The organism is Paenibacillus macerans, from assembly GCF_900454495.1.
Classification (GTDB): Bacteria; Bacillota; Bacilli; order Paenibacillales; family Paenibacillaceae; genus Fontibacillus; species Fontibacillus macerans.
Map to the genome: position 1 here is coordinate 2,914,640 of NZ_UGSI01000001.1, position 23,620 is coordinate 2,938,259.

General features: G+C 48.7%; 20 protein-coding genes and 2 pseudogenes. 8 read left to right on the forward strand and 14 right to left on the reverse strand.

Translation table 11 applies throughout. From position 1 onward, the window contains the following. Positions 1 to 284: 284 nt before the first annotated feature. Both DYE26_RS13050 and DYE26_RS13055 read right to left on the reverse strand, forming a co-directional pair. Positions 285 to 833 carry a CueP family metal-binding protein gene (locus DYE26_RS13050; RefSeq protein ID WP_036624466.1) on the reverse strand — a complete coding sequence of 183 codons (549 nt, stop codon included), beginning with the start codon at positions 831 to 833 and terminating at the stop codon, positions 285 to 287. Positions 834 to 970: 137 nt separating this feature from the next. After that, positions 971 to 2,143, reverse strand: a complete 1,173-nt coding sequence (locus DYE26_RS13055; protein WP_174719586.1) for a hypothetical protein — start codon at positions 2,141 to 2,143, stop codon at positions 971 to 973. A gap of 263 nt (positions 2,144 to 2,406) precedes the next feature. Between DYE26_RS13055 and DYE26_RS13060 the strand changes: the two genes are divergently transcribed. The 4 genes and pseudogenes from DYE26_RS13060 to DYE26_RS13075 all read left to right on the forward strand — a co-directional run bounded on the left by DYE26_RS13060 (position 2,407) and on the right by DYE26_RS13075 (position 7,336). Then, positions 2,407 to 3,240 (forward strand): PRD domain-containing protein, encoded by an 834-nt coding sequence (locus tag DYE26_RS13060; RefSeq protein ID WP_036624468.1) that lies wholly within the window; start codon positions 2,407 to 2,409, stop codon positions 3,238 to 3,240. Positions 3,241 to 3,461: 221 nt separating this feature from the next. Beyond that, the gene (locus DYE26_RS13065; RefSeq protein WP_063836320.1) at positions 3,462 to 5,354 is read left to right on the forward strand and encodes a beta-glucoside-specific PTS transporter subunit IIABC; all 1,893 of its coding nucleotides are present in this window, start codon (positions 3,462 to 3,464) and stop codon (positions 5,352 to 5,354) included. 18 nt (positions 5,355 to 5,372) lie between these two features. Next, a pseudogene (locus DYE26_RS13070) lies at positions 5,373 to 6,840 on the forward strand (glycoside hydrolase family 1 protein). 148 nt (positions 6,841 to 6,988) lie between these two features. Continuing rightward, positions 6,989 to 7,336, forward strand: a complete 348-nt coding sequence (locus tag DYE26_RS13075; protein ID WP_036624470.1) for a helix-turn-helix domain-containing protein — start codon at positions 6,989 to 6,991, stop codon at positions 7,334 to 7,336. 83 nt (positions 7,337 to 7,419) lie between these two features. On the opposite strand, the pseudogene DYE26_RS13080 reads toward DYE26_RS13075, so the two are convergent. Beyond that, a pseudogene (locus DYE26_RS13080) lies at positions 7,420 to 7,617 on the reverse strand (ABC transporter substrate-binding protein); the annotation flags it as partial. Here DYE26_RS13080 and DYE26_RS33740 point away from each other — a divergent pair. Both DYE26_RS33740 and DYE26_RS13090 read left to right on the forward strand, forming a co-directional pair. Then, complete coding sequence (locus tag DYE26_RS33740; RefSeq protein WP_174719585.1) at positions 7,568 to 8,002, forward strand: cupin domain-containing protein; 435 nt, start codon at positions 7,568 to 7,570, stop codon at positions 8,000 to 8,002. The pseudogene DYE26_RS13080 and the gene DYE26_RS33740 sit on opposite strands and share 50 nt — an antisense overlap. Before the next feature lie 325 nt (positions 8,003 to 8,327). Continuing rightward, a complete protein-coding gene (locus DYE26_RS13090; protein ID WP_051985601.1) occupies positions 8,328 to 9,242 on the forward strand; it encodes a transposase in 915 nt (304 codons plus the stop codon). 398 nt (positions 9,243 to 9,640) lie between these two features. On the opposite strand, the gene DYE26_RS13095 is transcribed toward DYE26_RS13090, so the two are convergent. From DYE26_RS13095 to DYE26_RS13105, 3 genes are all read right to left on the reverse strand, one after another. After that, positions 9,641 to 10,630: an AI-2E family transporter gene (locus tag DYE26_RS13095; RefSeq protein WP_115311295.1), complete on the reverse strand. Its 990-nt coding sequence runs from the start codon at positions 10,628 to 10,630 to the stop codon at positions 9,641 to 9,643. Between the two features lie 143 nt (positions 10,631 to 10,773). Continuing rightward, positions 10,774 to 11,424, reverse strand: coding sequence for a response regulator (locus tag DYE26_RS13100; RefSeq protein ID WP_036624477.1), 651 nt, complete (start codon positions 11,422 to 11,424; stop codon positions 10,774 to 10,776). Then, on the reverse strand, positions 11,421 to 12,641 hold the full coding sequence (locus DYE26_RS13105; protein ID WP_051985602.1) for a sensor histidine kinase: 1,221 nt from the start codon (positions 12,639 to 12,641) through the stop codon (positions 11,421 to 11,423). The genes DYE26_RS13100 and DYE26_RS13105 overlap by 4 nt, the downstream gene beginning before the upstream one ends. A 183-nt stretch (positions 12,642 to 12,824) precedes the next feature. Here DYE26_RS13105 and DYE26_RS13110 point away from each other — a divergent pair, with 183 nt between their 5' ends. Beyond that, the gene (locus tag DYE26_RS13110; RefSeq protein ID WP_036624480.1) at positions 12,825 to 13,577 is read left to right on the forward strand and encodes a DeoR/GlpR family DNA-binding transcription regulator; all 753 of its coding nucleotides are present in this window, start codon (positions 12,825 to 12,827) and stop codon (positions 13,575 to 13,577) included. Between the two features lie 88 nt (positions 13,578 to 13,665). On the opposite strand, the gene iolD is transcribed toward DYE26_RS13110, so the two are convergent. Next, a complete protein-coding gene (gene iolD, locus DYE26_RS13115; RefSeq protein WP_036624481.1) occupies positions 13,666 to 15,579 on the reverse strand; it encodes a 3D-(3,5/4)-trihydroxycyclohexane-1,2-dione acylhydrolase (decyclizing) in 1,914 nt (637 codons plus the stop codon). A 32-nt stretch (positions 15,580 to 15,611) separates the two neighbouring features. Continuing rightward, on the reverse strand, positions 15,612 to 16,430 hold the full coding sequence (iolB, locus tag DYE26_RS13120) for a 5-deoxy-glucuronate isomerase (protein ID WP_036624484.1): 819 nt from the start codon (positions 16,428 to 16,430) through the stop codon (positions 15,612 to 15,614). Positions 16,431 to 16,543: 113 nt separating this feature from the next. Here iolB and DYE26_RS13125 point away from each other — a divergent pair, with 113 nt between their 5' ends. After that, positions 16,544 to 16,933, forward strand: a complete 390-nt coding sequence (locus DYE26_RS13125) for a tautomerase family protein (protein WP_036624486.1) — start codon at positions 16,544 to 16,546, stop codon at positions 16,931 to 16,933. A 115-nt stretch (positions 16,934 to 17,048) separates the two neighbouring features. Here DYE26_RS13125 and DYE26_RS13130 read toward each other — a convergent pair whose 3' ends face one another. The 6 genes from DYE26_RS13130 to DYE26_RS13155 form a co-directional block, all read right to left on the reverse strand. Beyond that, positions 17,049 to 17,915 carry a sugar phosphate isomerase/epimerase family protein gene (locus DYE26_RS13130; protein WP_036624488.1) on the reverse strand — a complete coding sequence of 289 codons (867 nt, stop codon included), beginning with the start codon at positions 17,913 to 17,915 and terminating at the stop codon, positions 17,049 to 17,051. A 178-nt stretch (positions 17,916 to 18,093) separates the two neighbouring features. After that, positions 18,094 to 18,852, reverse strand: coding sequence for a sugar phosphate isomerase/epimerase family protein (locus tag DYE26_RS13135; RefSeq protein WP_051985603.1), 759 nt, complete (start codon positions 18,850 to 18,852; stop codon positions 18,094 to 18,096). A 108-nt stretch (positions 18,853 to 18,960) separates the two neighbouring features. Next, positions 18,961 to 19,854: a myo-inosose-2 dehydratase gene (iolE, locus tag DYE26_RS13140; RefSeq protein ID WP_036624490.1), complete on the reverse strand. Its 894-nt coding sequence runs from the start codon at positions 19,852 to 19,854 to the stop codon at positions 18,961 to 18,963. Positions 19,855 to 20,020: 166 nt separating this feature from the next. Then, the gene (locus tag DYE26_RS13145) at positions 20,021 to 20,728 is read right to left on the reverse strand and encodes an AraC family transcriptional regulator (protein ID WP_164815258.1); all 708 of its coding nucleotides are present in this window, start codon (positions 20,726 to 20,728) and stop codon (positions 20,021 to 20,023) included. Positions 20,729 to 20,911: 183 nt separating this feature from the next. Then, the gene (gene iolG, locus DYE26_RS13150) at positions 20,912 to 21,934 is read right to left on the reverse strand and encodes a bifunctional inositol 2-dehydrogenase/D-chiro-inositol 1-dehydrogenase (RefSeq protein WP_036624492.1); all 1,023 of its coding nucleotides are present in this window, start codon (positions 21,932 to 21,934) and stop codon (positions 20,912 to 20,914) included. Between the two features lie 47 nt (positions 21,935 to 21,981). Then, positions 21,982 to 23,310 (reverse strand): MFS transporter, encoded by a 1,329-nt coding sequence (locus DYE26_RS13155; RefSeq protein ID WP_036624494.1) that lies wholly within the window; start codon positions 23,308 to 23,310, stop codon positions 21,982 to 21,984. Positions 23,311 to 23,620: the final 310 nt, after the last annotated feature.

A 23,620-nucleotide genomic window follows, 5' to 3' on the forward strand; every position in this document is an offset into this window, starting at 1 on the left:
ATATGGTTAATCTCCCAAAATAAAAAGAGATTACCAAGTAGATATTTTTACATATTTGCCATGAATCCTCCTATATTTTTAGAAATTCACTTTAATTTGATAGATTAAAGTGCGGAGTTGCCCTAATATTTATCGAAAATGCCCGATAGTTAAAGGGTTTGGGGGAATTATGACAAAAAAGGGAACTTTCAAAACGGCTCATAGATTCAAGGGAATCGTCCCCAAGATACAACAAGCCCGGCGCCGTTTCCGGCACCGGGCTTGTTTAGACGCTTCAGTGCGAACTAACTTAATTGGAGGGTTGTAATGCAAGTGTTGTCGCTGTCAAACGTGGAAATCTCCGACTCGGCCGTTTTTCCGTCGTGACCTACTGTGATACGGTACGTTTTGTCCCGCGGCAGCCACAGATCGATAAATCCGTTGGCCTGAGACTTCATTTTTTGATCCAATATGGTGTTCCCCTCCAGATCGGCGATGGATACATCAAACTCTTGATCCGCCAGTTCTCCCTGGCAGCTTGTCAAACTGTGGATTTCGCATGGATGCGTTTGCTCAAGATACGGCGCGATGGACACAAAAAACTCGTCTTCCGGCAGTTCATACGCCGTAGAACCTTTTCCCTCGTCAGTCACCACAAGCTGACGCGCCGTGATCGAAGCCGATTGGGCTTGCAGGTTGTCCGCGCTGTAATCGTGCACCAGTTGCTTCAAGCTTTGCGCATCCAGCCTAACGGTTGCAGCTTCTTTCTCAGCGCTTCCCGTAAAAATATAGTAGGTTCCTAACGCCGCAACCACAATAACTCCGGCCGCTAGCAAGACATTTCTCCGTTTCATTCCTTGCACCCTTTCTGTTTAACAGGTTATTTTATGTAAGTTGATTGCTTCCTCATCCTGCCTAATTATACCATACATACGTATAGTATTGAGCAAAAAGCGGACGTTCATCCCTGAACATCCAATGATTGACCAGCCTAGTTTACCCGCTCTATTTTGATGGAAGAGGTCTTGTCATTAAAATCGTCGCCGACATAGGAAGTGTCCGCCAGCAATACCTTGCTTGCTCCCTGGAAATCCTTATGTTCGTAGAGTGTCACTTTGATGCCGGGAGTCACCTTCACCGAGGAGAGCTTATCGTTGGGAATGCCGGCCGCCAGCATGTCATTGTAGTTGTAAGTGTCCACCCCCAGCGCCACGGCAAATCCGCCATAGTTGGCGTCTCCATAAAAGACGGCCCCCTCTGAGATGGTTACGTCTCCCCCGTAAGTGATTTGCGGAAAATCCCGGCGCGCCGCCTGATATTGGTTTTCGTATTCGTTCATCCAACCGAAAGCGCCGGACGCCAGCGATTTCAGATCGGCTTTTGCCGCGCCGCTCATAAAATGGACATACTCGCCCATGTTCAGATCTCGTGTGAAATAACCGGCGGAATTTCTCGGGAAATATTGGGCAAGCAGCTGGAAGAAGCGTGTAAGCGTTTGATTTTTCCCATAGTTGTCATAAACCGGATAATACCAATTCTTAAACCAGTAGGTTCCTGCCTGCGGGAAGCTTTCCGACTTGCATACGAAGCTGTCATAAACTCGCTGCGCTTCGCTGTCGTACCCCAATGCCTTGTAAACATCATATTGGTAAATTTCCGCCCATTTGCTGTCGCCCCACAGCCGGAAAGCCGGGGAGCCCTTGGCCCCGTTTGCCGCAAACTCTACAATATGAGCGATTTCATGGACAAGGATATCCAGATTCCATCCGCTCCGGCTGCTAAAGTCGGAACCGCCGATATCGATTACGTTACGGTAGTCATGGTCGGCATTATAGTAATATCCGGGATGACCGCCGCTGTATTTTTTGTTATGGACCACAACGTAAAGTCTCCCGTCTCCTCCCATGGAGCCATAGGTTTGCTTCGTATATTTCCATACGTCGGCGGCCGTGGAGTAAATCCAGTTGGCCTGATTCGGGTTTATATCATCGTCAAAATACACGGCCACCTCATCGTCATAATAGGCGAGCTTGAGCAATTCCTTATGCTCGAACCAATGCTCTTGCCAGGTCGAAGGCGGAGCGCTCGCCGCATTTGCCGGAATTTGCGGAAGCAAACCGAAGACCATCACCAACGCCATCAGTAAAGCCACTGACTTTTTCATCATAAACCTCCTTAAAATTGGAATGACAATTTCGTTGCACGGACGTCCGTAAATTTTGATATTTTCCCATAATATTACAATATATGATATAAGTAGAATATTAAATTTTCATAGAAAAATCAATACGAAAATAGATTTTCTAATAACACTCCAATAATTGATATTGACAAAAAAATAAATCTCATGTAGCTTTTACAGTATTGATAACGTTGTCAATGAGAACTGCGTTTTTTTCTCATTTAGGTTATTGTTTGAGGTGCAGAATGATCATCGAGAAGAGAATTAATAACAACGTTGTACTTGCCAAGGATAACACTCAACAATTTATCTTAATGGGAAAAGGCATTGGATTTCAGGCATACCCGGGGAATAAAGTGAATGCGGAATTGATCGAGAAGAAATTTTTCTCGGCCGGGTCCTTATCCATTGAGCAAATGTCCGCATTAGTCACCGACGCTTCCCAGGAAGAGATCGAGGTCATTGATCAGGCAATCTCCAGGGGTGAAGAAATTTTAAAGGCCGAATTAAATCCGAATATTTTTTTCACCTTGTTGGATCACGTGCTCTTCGCTATTTCCAGGGTAAAGAAACAAATGGACATCGCCAATCCTTTGGAATGGGAAATCAAAAAGTTTTATCCTGCGGAATATAAAATCGGCAAAGAAACCGTCAGCTTGATCAATAAGCGATTAAATGTCGAGCTCCCCCCTATCGAAGCTGCATCTATTGCATTGCATTTCGTAAATGGGCAAATCGAATCGAAAGCGGTTCAAGAAGTCATTGAGTTGACCGAGATCATTAACCGTGTCGTTAAGCTGGTAAAGTATCACTTTCAAGTTGATTTTGATGATGAGTCCATTGCTTTTAACCGTTTTGTCACCCATCTGAGATATTATTTGATGCGGCAGAAAAGCGGAGAGGTTTTGGATTTTGAACCATCGTCGCTAACCCAAATCATCAGCGAAAAATTTCCTGAAGAAAAACAGTGTGCAGATAAGATCGCTCAACATATTCAAGATCAAATGGGCTTGCAAACATCGGATATCGAAAAAATGTATCTTACGATGCATATCGGAAATTTAGTGAGGAAAACATAATAACTTTCAAAAAGGATTCGTTACAGTTCGGCTGGCAAGACCTTAGTCACTTTCATCCAATTTGCGATGGAGGCGGTTAGGGTCTTTTTTATTGATTAAAACCTCATAAATTCAACAAGGATTCGTTACAAGACCTTAGTAGATTTCATCGTTGTACGGGTGAAGTTTATTAAGGTCTTTTTATATAGATGGATTGCATCCATTCAAAAGGAGGACGTTGTATGGACAACAAAGAAATGTCCAAGAAAATCATCGAATTCATCGGGGGAAAAGACAATATTTCGGATTTAACCCACTGTGTCACAAGGCTTAGATTTGTGCTGAAGGATGAGGCAAAGGCACAAACGGAAGAAATCGAAAAATCAAATGTTCTGGGCGTGCAAAAGCAAGGCGGCCAATATCAAATTATTGTCGGAGACAATGTCGGGAAGCTATATAACGAGATTATTGAGCAAATTCCCGGATTTGAGGATAGTTCCAATCAAGGACAAGCGCAGGCAGATACGAAAAAAGAGTCCATCTTTAACCGGCTGATCAGCACGCTTTCCAGCATTCTGGTCAAAGCTTTGCCTCCATTGGTAGGCGGCGGGATGCTGAAAGGTATTTTGTATTTTTTCACATCGAATGGTTGGCTTGATCCCGCCAGTTCATTAGGGACGATTTTGGATATCGCTTCAAACTGCATGTTTTATTTCTTCCCGTTCCTGCTTGCTGTAAGCGCGGCGCAAAAATTTAAAACCAACGAATACATGGCTTTATCATTGGCCGGCGCACTAATGTATCCAAGCATGATCAAGGCGGCCGCGGAAGGTGCCGAACCGATCAAGCTGTTTGGACTGCCTATTCCGATGATCGATTATAGTTCCTCGGTAATTCCGATTATTTTATCCGTTCTATTATTGAAATATGTTTACGGCTATATTCAAAAGATTATGCCGTCTATCGTCAACTCTATATTTACGCCGCTTTTAACGATTATCATTATGGTCCCTGTCTCCCTGTCGCTGCTTGCGCCGTTAGGTTATTACGGGGGGAACTATCTGGCTTACGGGATCGACTGGATCGTCAAAACCGTCCCGTGGCTGGCCGGATTTGTCATTGGCGCGATTCGCCCGTTCCTGGTATTAACCGGCATGCACCATGCCATCCGGCCGATTTTGCTGCAGCAAATCGCCACGTTTGGTTATACCAATATCAGCCCGGCCAATTTCTTAAGCACCATAGCGCAAGCGACATCCACATTGGCGGTCTACATGCTGATTAAGGAAAAAAGCAAGAAACAGCTCGCTTTATCATCGACGTTTTCCGGGTTTTTGGGCGTTACGGAACCGGCCCTTTACGGCATTATCATCAAATATAAAGCGGCGCTGATCGGTACGGTTTTAGGCGGCGGGATCGGTGGAATGGTCGCCACCATTATGGGAGCGAAGGCGTACGCTTCTTCCATGCCGAGTATTTTTAGCATTCCCGTTTATGCCGGCGGCGGTTTTGCCAGCATTTTGGTTGGTCTTCTGTTCACGCTGGCCGCCACTTTTGTGATCACCATAGTACTTGGAAAAGGGATTTTCCGCATCAATCCGGGAGAACCGGAGCATGCTTCGGAAACTGAAACAAACGCTCCGGCGGCTCCGGCTGCAAAAGCTTCGGCTTCCGATCAAGCGGGTAACTTGGAAATTTTCAGTCCGGTTTCGGGTAATTTCCTGGATCTGAAAGAGTTAAATGACCGCACTTTTTCCGAAAAATTACTGGGCGAAGGCCTGGCGATCATCGCTGATCAACATCAAATTGTCGCTCCAGCAGACGGTAAATTGACGGTTTACCGCACGAACCATGCCGTGGGCATTGAAACGGACGTCGGCGTCGAACTCCTGATCCATGTCGGGATTGACACCGTGAAATTAAAAGGAAAGCATTTTAAATCCTTCCGTAAAACCGGAGATGTCGTAAAGAAAGGCGATATTCTATTGGAATTTGATAAAGAGGCGATTGAAGCGGAAGGATACAATTCAGCCGTGGTGATCATCGTTACCAATCCGAATAACTATGCTTCCGTACAAACCGTTTTCAATAAACCATATGTAGGCCAAGAGGATGTTATTTTAACCCTTAAATAAATGAGAGGAGTCATGAAAATGTTCGAGCGATTCGCAGGATTTCCCGACCGGTTCTTATGGGGAGGCGCCATTTCGGCTCCCCAGGCTGAAGGGGCTTACCAAGAAGGCGGAAAAGGATTAACGGTAGCCGATATGGCTTTGCGATACGATAAGAGCGTTTCAAGGAAAGAACGCAAATACGTTGACAAACAAAGAATCGAAGACGCGATGAACTACGAGGGGACCGAAAAATATCCCAAAAGAATCGGTGTTGATTTTTATCATCGATATCAAGAGGATATCCGCTTATGCGCCGAAATGGGATTTAAAGTGTTTAGAATGTCCATTGCGTGGAGCCGGATTTTCCCAAAAGGAAACGAACAACACCCCAATCAAGCCGGGCTCGATTTTTATGATCAAGTGATTGGGGAGATTGTCGATCAGGGAATGGAACCGCTCATCACCATCAGCCATTTTGACTTACCGCTTCATTTAGTTACCGCATACGGCGGCTGGAAAAACCGCGAACTGATTGACTTCTATGTCCGGTACGCAGCGCTTCTATCGATACGGGGATAAGGTGAAGTATTGGATCGCGTTTAACGAGATTAACGGAGCGCGTTTTACCCCATTCAACTCACTCGGGATCTATGCGGAAGGAAGCGAACACTTTGTTCAGGATTGTTATCAGGCGGTGCACCATCAATTTGTTGCCTCTGCCCTGGCAACCAAGATGCTGCATGAACGATATCCGGAGGCAAAAATCGGCTGCATGATCGCGAAATTCACTACGTATCCGGCCACCTGCAACCCGGAAGACGCCATGTTATCCGTGATCGATGAGCAAATCGATAATTACTTCTTTACGGATGTATTATTAAGAGGGGCTTATCCCAGATATATCCATCGTTATTTTCATGAACACGATATTTCGATCCAAGCCCAGGATGAGGATTTCGAGCTGTTAAAAAAACATACTGCGGATTTTCTCGCCTTTAGCTATTATATGTCTTCCATATCCAGCAGCAAAAAAGAAGATCTGCAAAAAACGGACGGCAATCTTCGCGAGCAATTAAAAAATCCGTACCTGGAAACATCCGAATGGGGATGGCAAATTGACCCTATCGGCTTAAGATATACATTAAACACGCTGTATGATCGTTACCAGGCGCCATTATTTATCGTTGAAAATGGAATCGGCGCTAACGATACGCTTGATGAACAAGGAGAAATCCATGATGATTACCGGATTTCTTATCTTGCCAAACATATCGAACAAATCAGGGAAGCGGTTATCGATGGAGTTATAGTTATCGGTTATACCGCTTGGTCTTCCTTCGACATCGTCTCGTCAGGCACATCGGAAATGTCCAAAAGATACGGATTTATTTACGTCGATTTGGATAACCATGGCGAAGGAACATTAAACCGCATAAAAAAAGCTTCATTTTATTGGTACCAAAAAGTAATTGAAACCAACGGCGCTTCTTTATTCGAGGAAAAATGACTAATTATATGTCTCCCTTCCGCCAATATTTAAACCTCTACGTTAAATTCAAATTATTAGTTTATAAATCTTAACTTATAAGTTTAAATTAACTGTTGATGCATGTATTGCACAAAGGAGGGTTGTTACAATTTAGGCAGGTGATGACATGGGTTACGATTATTCGCTAATTGGCAAAAGAATCAAGCGGGCCAGAGAGGGACGAGGATTAACGCAGGAAGTGCTGGCCGAAAAATTGGATGTCTCCAACGCCTATATAAGCAAAATTGAACGGGGCAAAACGGCCATCAACCTGGACAGATTGTCCCAGATCTGCGTCGTTCTTGAGGAATCGCCCGAATATATTCTGAGCGGCACGAACATTCAGGGAAAGGACTATCTCCGGCATGAGATTATCGAGCTGCTGGAGGATTGTTCTCCCGAGAAGATCCAATTGATTATGCAAGTAATCAAGCCGATCGTGCACTTTAAGGAAAACGATTCGCCCGAGACCTGAAGGAGTTAAATCCGCAGCTTCTGTGCAGCAAAACGGAAGAAGCCTCAAAATCCGCCGGTAGCGCGGCTTTTGAGGTTTCTTTTTTTCCAGGTTGTGGCCCGGTAAGCGGCCAAAGCTTGCTTCTCGGCATCCGAGTAGCCGGCGACGATTTGTTCCGGGAAGTTCGCGGTGTAGTAGTTGCCCGTGGAATCTTTAACGCCGTCCCCGTAGCGGACCCCGAAAACGGCATACATGCCGATGCCGGTTTGCTTCGAAAAATTAGCCGCATCGTTCGTTGACTTTTTGGTCGAGGACCACGATGCATCTTTTATCAAGAAGGGAAATGTTTTTGTCATCAATGGGGAAAAACTGCATGCCTATAAAGATCCTTACGATTTTAAAATTTGCAACATTATGTTTAAACCCGAAATGCTCAAGTCAGCAGGTCCGGATCTCAGGGCATTAAACGGTTTCCAGGCGCTGTTCATTTTGGAACCGCTTTACCGCAGTATCCGTCCCTATAAAAGCAAGCTGAACACACCGATCCCAAGCCTTGAATACGTCTCTTCCCTTATTGCCGCCATGATTGACGAACACCATAGCAAGCTTCTGAAATTTGTGAACAGCTTGAGGTTTCCATTATCGTCAAAGCGAGCGGGCTATCGGAAGACGAAGTCAACTCCTTAAAGTCCAATCCATAGTTTTATAACTCGACTTTCGCAGTGTCACAAATCGACGCCGGGTGAGGGGGGGGCTGTAAAGGGACTATCTAAAGGCTTCGTGTCTTGGTGCTCCTGCCTGTAGCCTTTGCACGATTATTCCTTTCGTTCAGGGAGCAGGGGGTGGGGGCTAGAGCAAGGGTTCCAAAAAAGAGAGGAAAAAAACAAAAAAGATGAGGAAAAAATGAGGCGGTTCAGGTAAGATTTTCGGCTTGATTAGAGAACGTGTGTTTGGTATAATGAAATAAATGGAACTTATGTTCGTGTATTCTTGATTCGGGGGCGGAGCGGGCATGGAAGTCAATACGGGAACGGAACTTCAATCATTCAGCAGTCGTTTTAACAGCGAGCAGGACTGCATGGAGGCGCTAATCGCGATGAAGTGGCCCAGCGGCTTCGTCTGCCCGCGCTGCGCTCACACCCGGTGCAGCCGTCTGACTTCCCGGCATATCCCCTTGTTCGAGTGCGGAAAGTGCAAGCATCAAGCGTCGCCTTTGGTCGGCACAATTTTTGAAGGAACGCATCTGCCCTTGCTCAAGTGGTTCGAGGCCCTGGATTTGTTCCTGCTTGAGGGCGGCATCTCGGCGCTGCGGCTGCGCCAGGTGATCCGGGTTGCCTACAAGACCGCCTGGTCGATGCTGCACAAAATACGTCATGCCGTGGGGGAGTTCGATGCCCGGGAGCTGCTTTCCGGAGACGTGAAGGTGAACAGCGATCAGTACGGGCGTAATCCGTCCCGGTGTCAGCTTTCGCATCCGTACGCCTCGGCGGTCGTAGCCGGCTGCACGGTCACGGAGTCGGGCGAGCCGGAACAGGTCAAAATCCGCCTGGTGCCAAATAAGCGGGGAGGCGAAAAAAGGGCAAACCGTCACGATCTAACCGCGTTTATTAGCGGGCATGTGGATGTCCGTACATCGGCGGTACAATTGTTCCCTCAGGCCTTTCGGCTGTATGCGCCTTTGCGGAGAGTGGTGAGAGAGGCTTGGGAATCGCTGAAGAGTACGTATGGAGCCTTGGGACTGAAACATCTGCAGGCGTACCTGAACGAATACACCGGACGCCGCCGACTGCGCCTGCAAGGAGGACTGCCCGGAGCGGAAGAAACGATGCGGCCGAAGTTACTGCGCATGTGTGTGGCAATTCCGGCGATCCCTTACCGCCGGCTGATCGCGCGCCAACCGAACCAGCCCCTTGCGGTTGCGGCCTGATCGTGGCGCTTGAACGGGTAGGGGGTACCTGATGCAGATCAACTTAATGAGTCCTTGATCTCCTGTCTTGTTCTCTTGTCCGGTCTGTTTCACCTCCCCTAAACCTGATTCCTTCTCCTAAGCCCGTCTAAATTATCTCGAGCCTATCTGCTTTCCCACCAAATATTTTTTCTCTTGAGCTTGTCTTTCTCTCTGCTACCTGATCAAACGGGATAATCGTGTAAAGTCTCCTTACAGCAAGTGTTGATCTGTCGTTTCGCCCCACTTCCCTATCCTCAAGCTTTCAACGCCCTTCGCGTTTTCCCACGATTGGTTTTCGACTTGAGTTATAAATCATCGCCTTGCCGCTCTGACGACGGCAAGGCGATGATTTTTTGCCAGCAGTAGGAGCCCCCCTGCTATGTCTTCTCCACCGTCCCGGATTTTTTCCGATTCTGCTGCTTGATCAACAGCCGGAACAGTTTCTTCCATAATATTTTGAGGATCATATATATAGGTACGATCAGCAGCATGCCGATGATGCCAAATATTTTGCCGCTGCCCAGGATGAGCAGAATGGTCGTCACCGGATGGATATCCAGCGTTTTGCCGAACACGTAAGGCGAGATCAGGTTATCCTGAATTTGCTGCGCCGCCAGGATGATCACCAGCGACCAGATTCCGACGTACGGAGACTCGATCAAGCCGATAAGCACAATAGGAATGGCGGAGATGATGGCCCCGAAAATCGGGACGAAATTCATAATAACCGCGATGACCGTCAGCAACAAGGCATACGGAAGCCCCAAAATCCAAAATCCGATAAGCATCAAAATTCCCAGCGCTACGTTGACGATAACCCGGCCGACGATATAATTGTTTAGCACATTGTCGATTTCGCGGACCGTTCTCAACGCTTCTCCGCGATAGCGCCGCGGAAACATCTTCGCCAAAGTTACTCCGAAGCGCTGACCATCCTTGAGCAAGTAATACAGAATGATCGGAAACGTGAACAAGGCGATCGCAAAATTGGAAAGCAGCGAAACAAGGCCGGTAATGGAATTGGCCAGCAACGTGACGCCATTGCCCAGATATTCGGTCACTTTGGAGAAATCAATTTCTTCCAGATGCAAAAAGGATAGCTGCTGATTCTCCGCCAGCTCGTTCAGCTTGACATTCAGCATGTCGAGCAAGTTTGGAACGTTTTGCAGCAGATTAACCATTTGGGTTTGCAAAGGCGGCCATACCCCCACGATAAACGCGACGGCGACGATCAGCATAACCACATACAGCAGCAGAATAGCCAATGTCCGCTTGACCTTGCGCCGTTCCAGAAAATCCACCGCCGGCCGCAGCAAATAGTAAAAAAATCCGGCGAGCAGCAGCGGAACCAGGACCGCGCTTATCATGATTTGTATGGGACCATAAATAAAATCCAGCTTAGAGCCCAAATAAACGACGGCAATGATAATAAGCAACAAGGTGCCATAACGAATGGACCTATCTAACAGCTTTACCTCCCCCTCATTTGTTTGATTTTGACCGGGCGTACTTAAGGATGAAGAATTCCCCGTTCCAGAGCCGTTGCTACGGCTTGCGACCGAGAATCAACTCCCAGTTTATTATAGATGTTCGTTAAATACGCCTTAACCGTTCGCTCGGAAATGCCCATATCAAAAGCAATTTCTTTGCTTTTGTACCCGCGGGCGACGAACTGCAGGACCTGAACTTCTTTCTCGGTAAGCGAAGAAACCTGCTCCTTCCGCGGGGTGTCCTCCCGGTGCTCTTTCGCAGCCAGCGCTTTGGCCAAAATATCGGCCTGCAGCAGCGTCTCTCCTCGCATCGCCGATTCGATCGTACGGAACAGATGATCCCGGCCCGTATCTTTGAGCAAATAACCTTTCGCCCCCAAAGCAAGGCCGTTAGCGATAAGATCATCTTCGTTATAAGTCGTCAAAATAATGACCGGAATGCGGCTGCCGCTGTTATTCAACAGCTTCATGGCTTCCAGCCCGCTCATGACGGGCATATTCAGGTCCATTAAAATCACATCCGGGTTGAGTTCATGAGCCAGCTGAACGGCAATCTCCCCGTTCTCCGCTTCACCGATGACCTCGAATCTCTCATCGGTTTCCAGAATCAGCTTGAGTCCTTCTCTCACGACGAAATGATCGTCGACAATCAGCACTTTATACCGGTTCATACTGTTTCTCCTTCAAGCATTGAAGCCTCCATTTGAACTTTTGTGCCTTCCGCACCGCTAAAAATATGAAATTCTCCCCCGATCAGCCTGGCGCGCTCCTGCATCCCCAATATGCCGTAGCGCCCCGGTTGCTTGCCGAGCATCTCCGTGTTAAAACCTGTCCCGTTATCTCTAATTTCAACAAACAACCGGTTATTCGCATCGGACACCGTTACCCATACTTTATCGGCCTTGGCATGTTTGGTCACATTGGTCAAGCACTCGCTAATGATCTGCAGACTATGTTCGGTCATTTTTCCCGACAAGCGCCGGGTGACTTTTATATCCAAAAATGTCTGAATCCCTGTAGCCTGGATAAAACGCCGGACCTCATCAGCCACCGCCTCTTTGAAATCGACGTCAGGGCCCGATTTGACCCGCAAGTCGTCGATCGCCCGGCGGGCATCGGCCAAAGTTCGCCGCGCCTGCTCCATCGCTTTCTTGACAATATCCCGCGACCGGTCCGTGTTTCCCTGGGCCATAAAAGCGTCGACGGCCTCCAACTGCATGATCAGGCCTGCCAAGCCCTGGGCCAGTGTATCGTGGAGATCGCGAGCCATACGCTGCCGTTCATTGGCAAGGGTCAATTCTTCAACTTTCCGATGTGCCTTCTCCAGGTCGCGCAAAAAATTTTGCGTCCTGAGGCGCGCATGAACTTGTCTAAAAAAGAGCAGCGCATACGCCATAACGATGATCATCATGAAGACAAACATTAGCGACAAACCGATGATTTCATCCAGACTGCCCGCACGCAGAACGCAATAAAAAAACAGCAGCATGCAGAACAGAGCCGTCAGGAGTATTTTTCGCTTTTGATTATACAAGCCCACGCTTTGCCCGATCAGCACGGGAAACAAACCTATTAAAACGGGAAAAGTGCCTTTTTGCGGCATCAAGTAGGCGCATATCGCAATCAACAACCCCTGCACTAAAAAATACAGCCAGGGATGTTTTTTGGTAATGCGGTACGAATTCCAGTGCAGGCAGATGTGAGCCACAATGCCCGCGCTAAATAACAAACTATTAACGATACGAGGTTCGCCCAGATTTTGTATTGTCAACGAGCTTATAAATACCATCAACACCCAAAGCAATACCGGGAACCTGGATACGAACAATTCATTAATCGAGTCTGTCAGAGGCGACTCTACATCTTCCGAATTTCTTTTACCGAACATCCGGCCCCCTCCTTTATCTCTATTATAAGGCCTAAACACTTCCTTTTAACCGTACTTTCGTACATGTACCTTTTTGTTCAAAAGAAACCGGCCTTTGTAGATTTTTGATCTCACCTCGATTACAATAAATTTAGCCACATATGATCAGGAGTTTAACCAAATTTGTCTTAGGGGAATCAACATATGATCAAATCGCAACGAATAAATCAAATTAAAGAATATGTCTTTGAGCATGAGTCGGTATCTTTGGAGGAACTGGTCAAGCACTTTAACGTTTCAAAGAACACGATCCGCAGGGATATCCAGACCCTTGTCGAAGCGGGGATTCTGAAGAAAGTTTACGGAGGAGTATCCGTCAACCACTCCGCACTCGTTGTCTTTAACGAACGAAGAGATCAAAACTTGACCAAAAAGCAGGAGATCGGGAAGCTGGCTTCCCAGTTTGTGGAGGATGGGGAGGTAATTTTTGTCGACTCGGGGACTACAACCCTCGAGCTTCTTCCTTACATTCATCACAAGCAGCTTACGATTATTTCCAACAACTTTGACTTTATTCACCAAGCCAAAGCGTATCCTTCCTTGGCCATCTTCTCCACAGGCGGCATGCTTGAACGCAAGACGAATTCTTTTGTCGGTTTTCAGAGCATTGAATTCCTTAAAAAATATAACATCAACAAAGCTTTCCTCGCTTCCACCGGCATCACCCTAACCAACGGAGTGACCAACTCGTCGCCGCTCGAGACCGAGGTAAAAAGTACAATCGTGGAGAAAAGCGCAAAAGTTTATTTGATGATTGACGACAGCAAATTTGACAAATACGGCATCACCACGTACTGCTCCTTAAGCGACATTGATTACCTGATCACCAACAGCATGCCGGATGAGAGTTATCAACAATACGCTCTAGAACACGGCATTACGATTGTCACGCCATAAGAAAAAATTCCGGCTCCAAACATAAACGGCACGCCCCGGCCTGCTTCATGAATGGGCCGGGACGTGCCGTTTTGCGGCCGCACGATGATTAATACTGCTTGGATTTCTTCAACATCTCCACCTTCCGCCGATACGCCCGCCGGATGCTCTCTTTGTCCGCTACCTCGGCAACCCCGACATGCCACCAGCTGTCATAGCCGTCCGTCATTGTCTTCGGCAACACCTTCATGTCGATCAGCGTAGAGGTCGTCTGCTTCTTGGCATCCTCCAGCGCCAGCTTGAGTTCTTGGGCGGTGTTCGCTCGATAAACCTTGGCGCCGTACGCTTCGGCTACTTTGGCGTAATCGATGTTCATGATCCGGTTGTCCTTCGTCCTGAACTCGCAGTAATAGCTGCCGGAGCCATGATCCATCTGTAAATTGTTGATACACCCGAAGCCCGAATTGTCAAACAGCAAGATGTTGATTTTGTGATCATATTGAATCGCTGTGACCAGCTCCGAGTGCAGCATCAGGAAACTGCCGTCGCCTACGATCGAGTAAACCTCCCGCTCGGGATGGGCCAGCTTGACGCCCAAGGCGCCGCAGATTTCGTATCCCATGCAAGAGTAGCCATACTCCAAGTGATACGTATTCGCCACTTCGGACGCCCAAAGCCGCTGCAGATCTCCCGGTAAAGAACCGGCGGAAGAAATGATAATGCTGTCCTTGTCAATCGTGTCATTGATGGCGATCAGCGCCGTGGTCTGCGCCAGCTCCGTGCCAAGCGCGTCCGCATATTCGTTCATCGTCTCCTGCGTAAAATGCCCCTTGATTTCCGGCTCGAAACCCGAACGTTTAAACTCAATCCGGCCCAAACGTTCACGCTCGGCATTCCATTCCTTTTTCAGTTCCGCAAGTATCGGCCCAAACTCGCTCACATATCCGCGCAAGCGCTCGTGAAGTTTGCTTAAAGCGGCTTTGGCATCCGCCACCATTTGCAAGCCATCCAACTTGTAAGCCTGCATACGGCTGACATTAATATTCAGAAACTTCGTATGCTCGAAGTCAAACGCCGTCTTGGACGAAGTGGCAAAGTCGGTGTACCGGGTACCGATACCGATTACCAAATCCGCCATTTTGGCCGCCTTGTTCGCGGCCAGTGTCCCCGTAATGCCCATGCCCCCCAGATTGTTGGCAAATGTGCTTTCCACGGCCGACTTGCCGGCCTGCGTCTCTACCAACGGAATCCCGTACTCCTTGGAGAAAGCGATAAGCTCTGCGCGCGCCTGCGAATATTTCACGCCTCCGCCCACAACAATCAACGGTTTACGGCTGCTGCGAATCAACCGCTCCGCCGCTTCCAGTTCCCGTTCGCTTGGCTGCAGGCGATCCACATAATGGACGCGTTTTTGGAAGAAGGCTTCATCATAATCGAAAGCTTCTCCCTCAACATCCTGGGCAATGCAGATGGTGACCGGTCCGCTCTTGGCCGGATCGGTCAGCGCTTCAAAGCCTCGTATCAGGCTGCTCATTAACTGTTCCGGGCGCGTCACCCGGTCCCAGTAGCGGGAAACGGGCAGCAGCGCATCGTTGGTCGTAACCGCGATGCTGTATTCATGCTCCAGCTGCTGCAGTACCGGGTCAGGTTGTCTGGTGGCGAAAGTATCCGCAGCCAGAAACAGAACGGGAAAGTTATTGGCCAGCGCCGTGGCGGCCGCGGTCACCAGATTGGCGGACCCCGGTCCGGACGAGGTAGACACCGCAAAAATTTTCCGCCGCAGCTTCTCTTTGGCATACGCTATGGCGGCATGAGCCATACCTTGTTCGTTTTTGCCTTGAAAAACTTTCAAATGGCCGGCATCCTGCTCCAGCGCCTGTCCGATGCCAAGCACATTGCCATGGCCGAAAACGGTGAATATGCCTTCAACAAACGGTGTTTCCCGGCCGTCAACATGAATATACTGCTGATTTAGAAACTTGACCAAGGCTTGCGCCGTGGTCAATCTGATCTTATTCCCCATGCTGCTGCTCCCCTTTATATTGAAGTTTCCGGTTATTTCCGTCCCAAAATCCACTCATGATCCGGGTCGTTGCGGAATTTCCAGATCCGCTTGGGCCCTGCCATGACGTTCAAGTAGTAGGATGTATATCCGTCCGGTACGCCCACCGGATGATACCCTGCAGGTACAAGCACCACATCCCGATGCTCTACGGACATCGTTTCATCCAAACTGCGGTCGTCCGTGTACACTCTTTGAAAAACAAATCCGGCACGGGGTTCCACTTCGTGATAATACGTTTCTTCCAGAAACGATTCCTCCGGAAGACGATCCTGGTCATGCTTGTGCGGGGGATAACTCGAGAAATTTCCACCCTCTGTGTACACCTCCACCACAAGCAAGCTGCTGGCTGAAGGATCGTTGTCAGGCAAAATGTTGTGCACCGTACGTTGGTTCTGGTATTTGCCCCGGCGCTCCACGCTTACGTCCCCGGCTTTAATCCAGCGGGTCGGAAGCTGCTGCAGGGAAGGAGCATAACACAGGGCGACGGTTGCAGCCGTCACCGCTTCAAGACTGAACCGCTTGCCGCCGGAGACAAACACGCTGTCGGTCGGCGTTTTCTCGAATACGCGCTCCCTTGTCCCGATCCCCGCAAAACGATGTTCGCCTTCAGTCACCGTAATCCGGCCCGACAGCGCGACGATGCAGCATTCCCGATCCGTCAGCGTTTCCTCGTAACGCGCCTTCGCCTTGAGATCAATCATTTTGAAGCCGACATATTTTAACATGGTGTCTTCGGTCAATAGCTGGTGGACGATGGCGACACCGCCTTCTTGAACTAAATTCGGTTTACGCAGTAAAGGACTGGTCACGGATGAATCCCTCCATGTTCATTAAAATCCAGAGACTCCCATAGGTCAACTATTGATAATATCTTGGTTATGTTTTATATTAAATGTATTCAAATTTACAGGAGGACAACAACATGCCGTTATTACGCTTTGACGTTATTGAAGGACGCAGCCCGGAGGAATTGAGAAAACTGCTGGACGCGGCTCATGATGCGATGGTCGAGGCCTTCCAGGTTCCGGTTACCGACCGGTATCAGATCGTGCATCAGCATCCTGCCCATGAGATGATCATTGAAGATACAGGCTTGGGTTTTAAGCGGACCGATCAGGTTGTCGTGATCAGCATCGTAAGCAAAGAGCGGACACCGGCGCAGAAAGAACGATTGTACAAGCTGCTGGCTGAACGTCTCAAGCAGGAATGCGGTATTGAGCCAACCGATGTGATCATCTCGCTGGTACAGAACGGACCGGCGGATTGGAGCTTCGGCATGGGGGAAGCCCAATTTCTAACCGGAAAGCTGTAAGCAAGCGTTTTTAAGGAAATGTACAGAACAGCCGCATTTTTAAAAGCAGCAAGGGCATGTATGAGAGCCGGTCAACTCCTATCGTTTGATGCAGGCACATGCATGCCCCTGTTTTTTAAAGCAATCCCAAGCCTTCCTTCATCGCCTTCAACGTAACCTCGCTGGACCACTCGGGTTTGTCCGGATAAGCAAACACCGCGTTGGTGGCAATGCCGTCAAATTTCATTTCCTTCAGCTTTTTGAAGATTGCCGCAAAGTCGACCTCTCCTTCGCCAATGTTTAAATGCTGATGAATGGTAATTTCGGCGTCCGGCGGATTTACGATATAGCGCAATCCGAAGGCCGCTTTATGATTAAACGTATCGGCGAACAACATATGGGCCAGCAAATCTCCGGCTTCGTCAAACATCTTCTCGATGTCGCCGATTCCGTCGTCATAGTAAAAAGTGTGGGCGGTGGAGTAGACCAGCTTGATCCAATCTTTATCCAAAGCGCGAATCATGTTGATCGCTTCCCTGTTCGTTTCGATAAAATCCAAGGGGTGGGCTTGCAGATTCAGCTTGATTCCTTCCCGTTCAAAGACCGGCAGCAGCTCTTCCATCGATTTAATAAATTTCTCTTCGCACACCCGTACGTTATATTTACTGCCGCTGAATTCACTGTTCATCAAATCGACATCAAGCTCTACGGCGATTTCAATGGCGCGCTTCCAGTTCCGCACCGCCGCCTGTCTTTGCTCCTCATCCGGACCGGCCCAATAATATAGCGGCAATAATGAGGAGATTTTCAGCCCCGTGTCGCGCAATCTTTTTTTCAGGGAAGCGATTTTGGCTTTATCGACCTTGGGATATTTATAAAACGGACAAAAATCTTCCCGCGGCGACAGCTCAATATATTCGTAGCCCAGTCTCGCCACCTTATCGACCATTTCCTCAATCGTTGTGTTGTCTCTGTAATGCGTCGGGTCATAAGCGATGATCATGTCAATATCTCTCCCTTATCGGTATCATAAGATGGACTAATGCTTTCCGCCGGAATACGGTCAGCCCCAGTACTTGGCTACATGTCTGCGGGTCACTTCGGCGGCTTTTTTTACGTTCTCTTCCTGGGATAGCTTGTAATAATCGGGGCGGAAGACTTCCACCGTGCAAACGTCCCCTTCAAACCCGATTTTCTTCAACGTATCGGCATAACGCCGGTGGTCCAGACAATCGACAATCGCCGGGCTCGCCCGGCCACAGCCGCTTCTCGTCGGTATTGTACGGGGCTCCGCAAGGCATATTTTCCGAACCGTTTAAATGCCAGACAAAAATTTTACTGCCGTCCGCCTTTTCCAGCGCTTCAAAACTGGAGGCCATGGCATGGAAATGGTATTGATCCAGCGTGATGCCCACCAGCGGAGAATCAACCGCCTGCGCGATAGCGTAAGCGTCCTCGAAACGGTTGATCGACATGGAAGGCGCGCCGCAGAATTCGATCGACAGCTTGATGCCGTGCGGTTCAACCTTTTTCACCATTTCCTTGAGCACGGCAACCGCGTCCGCTTTGATTTCATCCACTGTGGCGTGAACCGGCAAATCCATCGACGGAATGACGACGATCATTTTGCAGTCCAGCATGTTGCAGCGGCGGATGATTTCGTCCAGTTCTTCCATAACCGCAGCCTTTTCCGCCTGCGTTTGCTTCATATTAAAGAAAATCAGCGCGTTGTACGACAGCATTTTCAGCTTGTGGGCAGGGTCTCTGAACCAGGCGCTCAAATCCTCAAGCGTGTATTTTCCGGCCTCCAGATCACGGTTCAAGCATTCGGACTGAATATCGATATAGTCGAACCCGTGTTTTTCGCAATATTCCAGATCCTTCAGCACCGAGTGATCCTGGCAAAACCGGTTGCAGCCTTCGTTGAAGCCTATTTTCATGGAATTTACCTCCCAATGTTTATCTCTCGTATTTCATAAAATTCCGGCAATCCGCTATTGATTTCTTCTCTATCGGCTCCTATCCAATCACCGCACGTCTGTGCTCATTTACGCTTTCAATACGTAGGAATCGAGATAGTCCCGGGCGATTAAGGCGTATTCCAGCGGATTGGCAATCTCCGGATCCTGCTCGGCTTCAATCACAATCCAGCCTTGATAACCGCTCTGCATCAGAAAGGAGTATACTTCCGCAAAATCGATCAACCCGTCACCCGGAACGGTAAACATCCCCGCCAGAAAGGATTGCAGAAACGATTTTCCTTCCGCTCGGCATTTTTCCAATATTTCCGGCCGCACATCTTTGAAATGGACATGGGCAATCCGCTTTATATGCGCCTCCAGCAGTGACAGATAATCGCCATCCGAGACATAAATATGGCCCGTATCATAGAGCAAATGAACAAGCTTGGAATCGGTGCCGGCCATCAGCCGGTCCACCTCTGCTTTGGTTTGCACCCCGGTCCCCATATGATGGTGATAAACCAGCTTTAGTCCGTATTTATCGGCTGCTTCCCCCAGAGCGTTTAAGCCTTCGCAAAGCCGCGTCCATTCTGCGTCCGTAAATTCCGGCTTCTCTTTAAATACATTTTTGTCCGTTCCCTGCACACTGTACGTTTGCTCCGAGACGACGGCGACATCCGCGTTAACCGCTTTCAAATAGGCGCAATGTTCGGCGAAATCCCGCGCGGTCTGCTCAACATCGTCACGGATGATGAAACTGCTGAACCATTTTCCCGCAATGCGCAAATTCCGCAGCTTCAGCTCCTTGTTCAACACCTCGGGCTCGGGGAAAAAGCCTCCCGCTTCCGTTCCTTCGAATTTTGCCACAACGATGTCGCTTAAAATTTGCTGCAGATTGTTGTTCTTGCCGATTTCGGGAATATCGTCGTTTCTCCAACCTATGGGCGCTATGCCCCATTTGATTGCATTTTGGGCTGCCATGTTCATCCCCCCCGCCAAAAAAGTAAGATACGGTTTTTTCCATCTTTCGAGGTCCATTCTAATGGGAAACAGGCTCAAAAACACTATCCGCACTTGCTTAGAAATTGACTTTTTTTGCTCAACCAAAGCGCCTAAAAAAGAAGCCGGCGCAGTGCACCGGGTCAGCTTAAAATCGCATCTTTCTGAATTTGCCGGGGGTCAGCCCGCCCGTGGATTTGGAGAACGTCCGAATGAAATGGGCGACATTATTAAACCCGCAGCGGGCGCTGATTTCTTCCACCGTGAGATTGGTCTCCACCAGCAGTTGCTTTGTTCTTTTCAGCCGCAAGTTCAGGATGTAATGGTGCGGAGTTACGCCGATCTCTTTTTTAAACAACCGCACAAAATGGTACAAGCTCAGATTGGAAAGCTTGCTTAATTGCTCAACATAAAGTTTCTCGGCAAAGTGAGCATGAATGTAATCCAGAGCCGGTCTAAGATCCGGATTAAGCCTTTTTCCCGAAACCTGCTTTGGGCCTGCCGGATAACCCGCTTTAAAAAGAGAAACCAGTAATTGATAGATTTGCACGGACAGATCAAAATCGTCGGGATTGCCGGCGGCGATTTTATCAATGATCGCGGGGATCGCCGTATTGTCACGGCCCATTCCGGAGAACAGGCACCCGGCTTTTTTATACAACTCCTCGCACATCATCTCGGACTGCGGGCCCGAAAAGTGAAAGAAGTGAAACCTCACATCGTCCACCGCATAATAGTAATTGCGGTACCGGCAATCCAGCAAAACGATATCGCCCGCGGAAGCGGTAAATTGATCGTCCCGGTAATGAAAGGCAAGGCTTCCCTCCTGAATCGAAAATAGAATAAAGGAGCTCATATAATCTCGGTCCACTTTGTACGGAAACCGGCAATAATACTCGCCGCCCCAAAAAACATAAAAGAACATTGATTTTGCTAAGTCTGAAGCCTCATGAAAATATACGCCTCGCTTCCACACAATTCCCGGTTCCGATTGAGGGATATACAGATCGATCAAGGGGTTCCTCCTTGTCGGGCAGGTTTATCGGTTCGTACGGTAAAACTCCGGTTTCTCCTTCAAGGTTACAGGTTCCCACTCGCCCGATGCTTGCGCTTTGACGCAAGCGTCGGCCGTCACCGCGGCGATGTAGCCGTCCCAGGACGTTGGCCCGCCCGGTTCGCCCGTTTTTTGAATGGAATCGATAAAATCCTGCAGCTCCACGTCGTAAGCCTCGATGAAACGCTGCTTCCAGTCCATAAGCAGGTTCACTCCGAGCTTGGCATCCTTACGGAATGTAACGCTTTGAACTTCAGGCAGCGCGACGATCCCCTCTTCCCCGATCACCTCGCACTGAATATCGTAACCGTATTGGCAATTGACAAACACTTCGGCGGTAATAATAATTCCGCTTGCGGTTTTTAGCGTGATGATTTGCGGGTCCTGCAAATGGCCCGAGGCATATTTGGTTTTCTTCGGATAAACCACCTGCACGGCTTTATAATCGTCATTGACAAGCCAATGCAACACGTCGATTTCGTGAATCAGCGTATCCGTAATCGCCATGTTGGTCAGATAGCTGTCGCCCACTTCCGGATTGCGGTGCGCGGCGCGGATCATCAGCGGTTCGCCGATCCATTTATTTTCGATCGCCTCTTTCAGTTTGATGTATCCGCTGTCATACCGGCGCATAAACCCGACTTGCACCAAACGTTTGCCGTGCTTCATCTCGGCCTCGACAATGCTCAAGCAATCCTCGGCGGTTGTAGCGAGCGGCTTTTCGCAAAAAACGTATTTTCCCGCTTCAATGCCGGCCAGCACGCTCGCCTTGTGGGCCGGCCCCCAGCTCGTAATCACGATCGCATCCACGTTACCTTCGGCCAGCAGGGTGCGGTCATCGGGAAATACCTGCGCATCCAGTCCCCAATTTGCCACCGCCTGTTTAGCCGCCTCCGGGTTTATATCCGTAACCGCCACAACCTCGCCGCCGTTTAACGTCTGCTGGATTCTTCTCATATGATCTACGCCAAGCGCTCCGGTTCCGATAACTCCAAACTTCATGGTCATGAGTATACTCCTCCAAATTTATTTATTTTGTTGATTGAAGATGTAAGTTAAAATTCATTTTTGGGTTCAACAAGGTCAGCCGAAGAGCCTTTATTCGAAAATAGGGGCGGTTTTGGTTCTCCGTAAAGCTCCAGCTGAATCTCTTCCAATGATTTGCCGGAGGTGCTCGGAGCGAACAAGGTGCCGATCAGGAAGCTGATAAACACAAAAACCACCAGGATCGCGGCGACCTCCCGTATGCCAAAATCCGTGAGCAGCATCGGCACGAACACGCTCCATATGCCGAGCGTTATTCTCACCGCGAAAAACATAAAGCCTTGCGCGGACGCCCGCAGCGAAGTGGGGAACAATTCGCTGGACCACAGCTGGTAATTGGCTTGCTGGCCGGAGCCGTTGTTGATGCCCATCAAAATGATAAACAGTACAAGAATGGGGATTCCATCCACCGGAAGCAATAGCAGCGACCAGCCGGCAACGGCAAGCAATGCTGAAAACGCATACACTTTGCGGCGATGTTTATCCGCGAACACCATAAAAATCAAGGCCACCGCCAGACCCGTGAAGGTAAAATACCCCATTTGCAACAGATTGGCGGCCGTTGCCGAGACCCCGCCGACTTTCTGATAGATATACGGCATAAAGAAACCCATAACGCCGGCGGCCAAATTCCAGACTAGATACACACCCATCAAAAAAAGAATGCTGCGCAAAAATTTGCGCTGGAACAAATGCCTATACGTTTTCCTTTCAATCATCCCCTGCTTCTGGTGGACCTGCCGGCTTTTCCAGGCTTCCGATTCCGGCAAGCGCATGCGCAGGATTAAGGTAATCAAAGAAATGACCAGCAAATGGGCGAAAACGATCCGGTTGCCGAGCAAGCCCATCCCCCCGAGCAGCACCGATAGAAGCATAACGATAACCGCTCCCAGCGCCCAGGCTACCTGAGCCATTCCGGCATGCCTGGCCCGTTTCTCCTTAGGGGCATTCTCGGCGATAATGGTCCAGGAAGCGGTAATGTCCGCTCCGACCGCGATGCCGGCGATAATGTAGCCGACAAGCAGCATCGGAAAATTAACCCCAAAAACAATGAGCAGGGTTCCAAGCGCATAAGCCACCATACTGGTCGTATAAATTTTCTTTCTTCCCACCTTATCCGCCAAATACCCGCCGATCAGCGCGCCGATGGCGGCCGAAATCGCGTTGGCGCTCATGGCCCCCAGCAATCCGATTTGGCTGTCATTCAATCCAAGATAATCTACCCATAAAGACAATCCGGCCGAACCGGCCACAATCGAACCGGCATCGATGTAGTTAGCCAAGGCGGCAACAATCGTTTTCTTCTGCTTGGACGGTTCTCTGCTTGTCAACGTATTCATGCGCTTCCTCCTCTTTTGGTTCTCTTCGTAATTTGCTTGTTTATGCCGCCTCCTTTCCCGAAGTTTTTGCGGAGATAAATTGCGATGATATTATGATAAACTCTTGATGATAATGTGATTACATGATAATATTAAAAGCGCTTACAGTCAACTTATATTTTACATTTTTTCTTTTTATTCCACCTTTTGGGCACGAAATTATCATAATACCTTGTGTATCTAGCTATAACTTTTTGTTTTGATCATCTTTTGGTTAAAAAGTTTTAGTTCAATAGAAATATGCGCAAACTTAAAACGGCATGCGTTTGTC